We start from the raw sequence: 1,451 nt of genomic DNA, 5'->3' as shown, positions 1-1,451 counted from the left end.
CCCCCGACGATTACTTGTCCTGCTAATATCAGTGTGAACAACGATGCAGGTAAGTGCTCTGCGGTGGTGACCTACACGGCTCCCGTAGGAACGGATAATTGTTCAGGCGCGACGACGCAACAAATTGCGGGTTTGGCCTCAGGGGCAGCCTTTCCTGTTGGCACAACGACGAATACATTTGAAGTGACGTCGAATGGTCAAAAGACGACTTGTTCATTTACGGTGACGGTGGTTGACGCCGAACCCCCGACGATTACTTGTCCTGCCAATATCAGTGTGAACAACGATGCAGGCAAGTGCTCTGCGGTGGTGAACTACACGGCTCCCGTAGGAACGGATAATTGTTCAGGAGCAACGACAGTACAAACGACAGGATTAGCCTCGGGTTCAGCTTTCCCCGTTGGCACAACCACGAATACATTTGAAGTGACGGCGAATGGCCAAAAGACGACTTGTTCATTTACGGTGACGGTAGTTGACGCCGAACCCCCGACGATTACATGTCCTGCTAATATCAGTGTGAACAACGACGCTGGTAAGTGCTCTGCGGTGGTGAACTATACGGCTCCCGTAGGAACGGATAATTGTTCAGGAGCGACGACGACGCAAATTGCGGGATTAGCCTCAGGGGCAGTTTTCCCCGTTGGCACAACGACGAATACGTTTGAAGTGACGTCGAATGGTCAAAAGACGAGTTGTTCATTTACGGTGACGGTAGTTGATGCCGAGCCCCCGACGATTACTTGTCCTGCTAATATCAGTGTGAACAACGACGCAGGTAAGTGCTCTGCGGTGGTGAACTACACGGCTCCCGTGGGAAGTGATAATTGTTCAGGAGCGACGACGACGCAAATTGCGGGTTTAGCCTCAGGCGCAGCTTTCCCCGTTGGGACAACGACAAATACATTTGAAGTAACGTCGAATGGTCAAAAGACGACTTGTTCATTTACGGTGACGGTGGTTGACGCCGAACCCCCGACGATTACTTGTCCTGCTAATATCAGTGTGAACAACGAGGCTGGTAAGTGCTCGGCGGTGGTAACCTACACGGCTCCCGTTGGAACGGATAATTGTTCAGGCGCGACGACGCAACAAATTGCGGGTTTGGCCTCAGGGGCAGCCTTTCCTGTTGGAACAACGACGAATACATTTGAAGTAACGGCGAATGGTCAAAAGACGACTTGTTCATTTACGGTGACGGTAGTGGATGCCGAGCCCCCTACAATTACTTGCCCCGCCAATATCAGTGTGAACAACGATGCAGGCAAGTGCTCGGCGGTAGTGAACTATACAGCTCCCGTTGGAACGGATAATTGTTCAGGAGCAACGACGCAACAAATTGCGGGTTTAGCCTCAGGCGCAGCTTTTCCCGTTGGCACAACCACGAATACCTTTGAAGTAACGGCGAATGGCCAAAAGACGAGTTGTTCTTTCACGGTGACGGTGGTTGA

The 1,451-nt window shown here is 51.7% G+C and carries 1 protein-coding gene; it reads left to right on the top strand.

Annotated features, from left to right (window positions below; all coding sequences use genetic code 11):
- Window positions 1–1,451, top strand: a 1,451-nt coding sequence (locus K339_RS0109950) for an HYR domain-containing protein (RefSeq protein ID WP_028523439.1), incomplete at both ends; no start/stop codon positions are given.

Source organism: Runella limosa DSM 17973 (assembly GCF_000482465.1).
GTDB classification, from domain to species: domain Bacteria; phylum Bacteroidota; class Bacteroidia; order Cytophagales; family Spirosomataceae; genus Runella; species Runella limosa.
This window is presented reverse-complemented; position numbering and strand designations above follow the sequence as displayed.